We start from the raw sequence: 6,241 nt of genomic DNA, 5'->3' as shown, positions 1-6,241 counted from the left end.
AATTTCAATCTTATAAGTAGATGGAGAAAGGTTAAGACTTTTGTTGCTTATCTATATGCATATGCTATTGGTTATAGCTTTTTTAGAAAAAGTAAACTATGGAGGTAATTTCTCACCCGACGTATTTCTGAAATATTTTATATCTAACCATATTTTTCTAAGTTCTGAATTTCGTTTTTGTAAAGATTTTATTTTTTCAGCAATATTTTTATCTGCATTATTCCCATCTGGTTTATTAAATGTGTCAGAAATCTTTTCCCTGTAATCATAATCCAGCCATTTGCCTGCATCTCCTACTTTTAAAATCAAGTAATCAACAAAAACTTCTCTAAGCAGTAAAATTGCTTGTAAAGCTAAATTTCTTCTAAGATAAGCATAGATTAATTTTATACGATATCTTAGCGTATCCATATTTAATGTATCTGGTTCAGGTGTTTGAAGATTTTCTATTTCTGTTTGTACTTTATCTATTAGTGGAGATAAGATTGGCAAATTTTCATTTATAATTGGTTTTGATTTTGATAGCTTATCTTTCAAATCCACCAATAGCCTTTCAAATTGAACTGCTCTGACGTTTAAATACTCTCCTGAAAATTTTCTTAAGCCTTCGGACAAATTAATCAAATTATTTTTTTGTTCTGGGTCTAATTTAAGGAATTTTTCATTGTTAACCATTAATTTTAATTTGTGAGCTAATTCATTGGCTTCGTATCTTTTAACAAACATGTTAACACTATTAAACCAATCAATTATGTCAAGTAAGAATGTAAGCTCAATAACAGGACTTCTGTTATTTTCATCTCTCTGTTCATAAGCACCATAAAATATTTTGCTTGTCTTAATGTTGTAAAAGTTCTTTAAATAAAATAATGAGATAAAAAATACAAGTGGAATTGACCTAAAAGCGTGAGTAATATCTACGTAAATTTCCCATTCTTTATTGTACTTCTCTACTTCTTCTAAAACTTTTTTAAAAATATCTTCTTGCTCTTTTTGGTCTTTTCCGGAAGGAACAAGTACTGTTTCAGTTTTATCCTTTCCTATCATCTCTTCTAATTTTTCTTTATAATCTCTACTCTCATTTATTGCTTGCTGTGTTGTAAATATTAGAACTTTATCAGGGTTTAAAAATTTATACAATGCATAGGCTATGTACTCAGTAGTTTCTTCTTTGTCTTCAAGATAATAAGTAGTTTTTTGGTAGTTTCTTCCTTTTCCAAAAAAAGTAATCAGAAGTCTTTTTTGCTTTTCATTACTCATTTTAACCCCCTGCCATTAATTTAATTCTTCCAACTTAACCCAACCAAGCGGCAAGCTATCTTCTGTAATTCTTCGTGTTTTTGTTAATGGATTAATATTCTTGTTATTTTTTCCCTTCTTGTCCTCAAAAAGACAGCCGTATTTTTCCTTATTTGCTTCATATAAAAGCACTAAGGTTTGGCTTATTTTTCCTTTGTATTTTCCTATTCTAAGAAGTGGAGCTTTCGGGCTGTTTTTGTCTTCTAAGTCCTTATAGAAATTTTGCAGTTTAACTAATCCCTTCTTCTTAAAAAATTCTTTTTCATATTCTATTATTGATTTTGAAAATTCATAGCATGCTTCTTTCCAATTTTTTATCGTTTCTAAATACTTGCTTTTTAGGCCCAACTTACCTAATTTTTCTTGGAACTCTTTGTCTTCTATGCTTATTTTTATTTCCGTATCTTTCTTTATTACTTCTGCAAATTCTGAAATTTTGTTATTTGTTATAATAACGTTTCTCACTTCTAAATTTTTTGTGCTAATTGGCTCTGAGTCTGCTACTTTAAAATATGTCATTAATTTAAGAGTTTGTTTTTGAAGTTCGACAGAGAGTATTCTATCTTCTGTTCTTTTTATATCTTCATCACAGTTTACCAAATCAGCATTTTCTTTTAGTATTTTGTAGAAAATTGCAAGCCTAATAAATCCCTTTACAGTTGAACCTGGTATGTATGCTCCATATTCTCCTTTTTCGTTAAGTACTGTTTTTATATGCTCAGCAATTTCTCTAACTTTTGGATTTGGAGTTTGCGTATTAAGAATAACTGAATATTTAATTTCTTCATATTTTGGTTTTCTGATTAGATCAAAAATACTATTTCCTTTTTCAAGAGTTTCAATATAACTTTCTAATTTTGAAATTTCATCTTCAGATAGATTGGATATATACCTATCAAATGAGATTACATTTATCTGTGTACCTTTTATAAAATAATCAAAGTTGTTAGATAGCTTATTTCCATTTCCTATGTGTATAGGTGTCAATGTTTTTAACCTGTAGTTATACATACTTCACTCCTATCGGAAATTCTAATCCGTATTGATATATTCCATTTTCAACTTCTTTTAATTGTCCTGACATTATCGTGTCTTTCTTTCTTAAAACTGACCCTTCTTTGATGTATAAAACTTTTTTCTTTAATTTTTCTTCTTCAAAGGTGTTTTCTGTGTAGCTTTTAAATGTCTCTATATCGTAATAACTCTCTCCTGGATTTATTCTTTCCGTTGGTATGATTGGAGATAGGGTTATAAATTTATCTGCATTTAAGTCTATTAATTCTTTTAAAGGTTCAGGGTCTAAATTGTTAATCTCTACCCTTCCCCATCCGATGCTTTTTTTGCCACCAAATCCTATCTCTTCTGCAAGTTTTATTAATCTTTGGAACTCATTTTCAAAGCCTGTATCTATGAAATATACTAAAAAGTATTCATCGTATACTTTAAAATCTGATTCTATTGAAAACAGGTTTTCTGATGCGTTGGTTATTCTGTTTATCATATTTCTTACTTGTGTATGTCGTTTTTGTTCTATTTTTAGGTCGTCATTTTCACTTTGTATTATGCCTGAGCTTGATTTAAACTTTACAAAGTCTTCTTCGTATCTTATGTTTCCATCTATTACTTCTTTTAATACTTCTAAGGTTATAAATCTTGCTTTTTTGTAATCCTTTCTTTGGATTTTCACTTTAAAATCTGCGCTATCTCCCTTTATGGGTAAAATTGGCTTTGGAAATAAAAATTTATCTTTTACATATGGAAATGCTGATGATATCAAAAATTTTTGATTTTCTTTAAACTCACTTAAAAACTCTTTTAACTTTTTTTCTCCATGTATCAGCTTATAACTCCAACATATAGCACCAAAAATTGTAAAACTTCTTACTGGCGAAGTTGGCGAAAGATAGGTAATTTTGTATGCTTTAAGCATTTTTATGCTCCGTAAATATTAGCTATTTCATTTTCATCTACTGTTTTTTCTTCGAAAGGTTGTTTTCTATAGTCTGTCCATAAGATTTTTTCTTTGATAAATTTAACCTTTCCATATCCCCTTGAACCGCTACCACCAAGATAATCATCTTCTAATAGCTGGATGCCTCTAATTATAGTGTCGAATAATTCTTTTCTATCTCCTTCATGAACTCTTATTTTAATAAATCCTGTGAATTCTGAAAATGGTATAACTCTTTCTTGATGTCTTGGGTGTAATGCTGTTCCTTTGATTCTATCTATTGTGTTTTCTACTTTTACTTCTACAAAATCACCATCTAAAAATTTTTTCCACATATCAATTGTTTTTTCTGTTGGATAAAAATCTTCTACTCTTAATCTTACAGGTTCTTCTGTTTTAGCGTTTTTGTGAGCTCCAAAGAGCTTGCAAACTCTACATCTTCCACAATTACAAGGTTCACCTTTGTTCTCCAAAGCTATAACTTGCATTGAGCCTTCTGGTTTTTCTACCCATTCAAGCAATGCCCTCATTTTTCCTTTGATTGACGAGCCCGGTATATACGGAACATCCCTTTCTATAGCTTCGTCAAGCTTTAAGACCGGAACTTTGATAACAATATTATCTATTCCGCCTATTTCTACGTTTTCTTTTGACCCTCCAATGTGTAAGCCTGTTAGTACTCTAATCTTGCACTCTATTTTAATAATTCCTTTTAATGCTTTGCTCATATTATGCCTCCTTCGGGAAGTGGTATGTATGGTATGCTACAATTGACTCTAAAATTTTTACAAAAACTTCAAATACTTCTTGAGGATTTTCTTTATTCATATCTTCTTTTACTTTCATGAGAATAGCCTTCATAAATTCGTAAAATTCTTCATCTATTAGTTCTCTTCCTTTGCTGTAAGCGAGTTTTGGAATAAGTGCTAAAATCCTTATTTGTATTTTCTTAACATCTTCCCCTGATTTTAAGTCATATTCTATGGTTTTTATTTCGTTGAAAAATTTTCTAAGCTGACTTCTTTTTAATTTACCTCTACAGCCAACAGCATATGCAATAACTTCACAAACTCCCTCTGGTTGTAGATAGGCTTCTAAATCTATGTTTAATATCCCATTTTTTATGTCTTGATTTACTTTCTTAATAAGATTTTCGTAATGTTGGTTAATTTGATTTTTTTGAGCTTTACAATCTTTTTTCTCAACTTTTCTTTCTTTGCCATCTTCTTTTACATATAAAATTTCTTTCAATTCCTTGCTTACATCTAAACCGCTTTTTACATCAGCCATCTTTTTTTCCTCCTCTTGTTTTCATTAATGCAATGGATAGAATTACGTCTAAATTTCTAATTAAATTTTCTTTCGATATAGAATCTTCACCATAACTATAGCCCTTTCTTAATAACCACTCTTCAAGCGAATTTCTGACTTTTTCATCTTTCACATTTCTACCTATTTGATAAAAGATTTTCGGATAAATAACCGGGTCTATCTTTCCATCTTCTGAAACATAAACTCTATGCAAGCTTAATAATCTGTAAGCTAACGCTCTTGATATATCTTTTCTTACCATATGCTCAGCTATTTTATCTGCTATGCTTAGGATTGTTTCAAAATTTACATAGTTGTCATATGGTGTTTTTTTATAATGTTTTGATAGCTCTTCATTGCTAAATATTCTTTGGTTGTATGTGTTATATCCTTTTAACTCTGAAGAGTATTTAAAGCTTTTTTCAAATATGGTTATTGCATCTTTTAGGTAGTTTTGTTTATTTTTTGTAGTAAAGATTGCACTTTTAGATATACTTTCCATTTCCTCTGATATTTTTGCCATATATTCAAGGCTTACTTTAGACCCTACTATTGGTATACCACCGGATATTCCAAAGTCTGTATTGTTAGCTGTGTATTTATAAAATTTCCTCCTTAGTTCTACTACAAAGTCTAAGATTAGATTGTATGGTCCTATTAAAAATAAATCATCTCCACCTGCATAAACAGTGTAAATTAAATCTGTTTTTAGACTTGTATTTCCAAGTTCCTTCTGCATGTAATCTTCAGAAACTTTATTTATTAAAATTGATATATATCCTGTAAAGAACAGGTCTAACATTCTGCTCAGCGTTGCTATTCTTGATATTGTATATCTTCTTAATCCATCGCTAAATATCAGCCCAAGATTGTCTACGTCTGCTCTTAAAACTGCAAGCTTTTTATCTCCTTTTGCAAATTCTGCAATGTAGTTTAATGGTAAGATTGAGTTTTCAGGCAGCTCTTTTAATTCTTTCTTGTCTTTCTCTTCTAAATCTGCATATTTTAAGAGATAATCTCTTACCTCGTATGTTAAGGTTGGCACTATGTTTGCTATAAATTTAAATCCGTTAGTGTATCCTTCTTCTGCTAATTTTGTTGAGTTTAGATTTAGTATTTCTTTTGCTTTTGTCATTATTTCCGGCTCTGGTTTATTGAATAGATATACTTTTCCAAATTCTCCAAAGTCTAAGTCTGGTTTACCGTTTGTATTTTCAAATTGATAGATTATGAAAAGCTTTTCGTGTCTTGCTAATTTTGCTCCTAACTCATTAAAAGTATTACACCATTTGCAAATGTCTTCTTTTTCTTTTCTTGGTAAAGATTTGCAAGATTTACATACATGAAACCCATCTTCAAAGTCTTTGGTAAGCAATTTTTTTGATTTTCTTTTTTTATCTTCATCAATGCTGATTTGTAAATTTGTTATTGCTTCTCTTAACTTGTCTCCTTTTAAATGCTCCTGGCTTAACTCTGTTTGCCCGCTCACAATCGACAAGTCTAAATGAAACTCTCTATGTAGATATTCTGAAAGTTTATTTTTAAATTCTTTTAATATACGTCGGGTGAGAAATTACCTCCATAGTTTACTTTTTCTAAAAAAGCTATAACCAATAGCATATGCATATAGATAAGCAACAAAAGTCTTAACCTTTCTCCATCTACTTATAAGATTGAAAT

At 29.9% G+C, this 6,241-nt stretch carries 6 protein-coding genes; all 6 read right to left on the bottom strand.

Annotation, left to right across the window (positions count from 1 at the left end; translation table 11 throughout):
• Positions 1-96: 96 nt before the first annotated feature.
• From csx2 to cas10, 6 genes are read right to left on the bottom strand one after another with little or no spacing between them, the layout of a single operon-like run.
• Complete coding sequence (csx2, locus tag Q0929_RS08640; RefSeq protein WP_299239960.1) at positions 97-1,260, bottom strand: TIGR02221 family CRISPR-associated protein; 1,164 nt, start codon at positions 1,258-1,260, stop codon at positions 97-99.
• Between the two features lie 15 nt (positions 1,261-1,275).
• Positions 1,276-2,310 (bottom strand): type III-A CRISPR-associated RAMP protein Csm5, encoded by a 1,035-nt coding sequence (gene csm5, locus Q0929_RS08635; RefSeq protein ID WP_299239957.1) that lies wholly within the window; start codon positions 2,308-2,310, stop codon positions 1,276-1,278.
• Entirely contained in the window at positions 2,303-3,229 is a 927-nt protein-coding gene (csm4, locus tag Q0929_RS08630; protein WP_299239954.1) for a type III-A CRISPR-associated RAMP protein Csm4, read from the bottom strand. Before csm4 ends, csm5 begins: the two co-directional genes overlap by 8 nt.
• A gap of 2 nt (positions 3,230-3,231) precedes the next feature.
• The gene (gene csm3 / locus Q0929_RS08625) at positions 3,232-3,978 is read right to left on the bottom strand and encodes a type III-A CRISPR-associated RAMP protein Csm3 (RefSeq protein ID WP_299239951.1); all 747 of its coding nucleotides are present in this window, start codon (positions 3,976-3,978) and stop codon (positions 3,232-3,234) included.
• A 1-nt stretch (position 3,979) separates the two neighbouring features.
• Positions 3,980-4,540 (bottom strand): type III-A CRISPR-associated protein Csm2, encoded by a 561-nt coding sequence (gene csm2, locus Q0929_RS08620; RefSeq protein WP_299239948.1) that lies wholly within the window; start codon positions 4,538-4,540, stop codon positions 3,980-3,982.
• Positions 4,533-6,119, bottom strand: coding sequence for a type III-A CRISPR-associated protein Cas10/Csm1 (cas10, locus tag Q0929_RS08615; protein WP_299239963.1), 1,587 nt, complete (start codon positions 6,117-6,119; stop codon positions 4,533-4,535). The genes csm2 and cas10 overlap by 8 nt, the downstream gene beginning before the upstream one ends.
• Positions 6,120-6,241: the final 122 nt, after the last annotated feature.

The organism is Sulfurihydrogenibium sp., assembly GCF_028276765.1.
Classification (GTDB): domain Bacteria; phylum Aquificota; class Aquificia; order Aquificales; family Hydrogenothermaceae; genus Sulfurihydrogenibium.
Note: the sequence above shows the minus strand (reverse complement) of the source record. Positions and strands in the feature narration are given on the sequence as shown.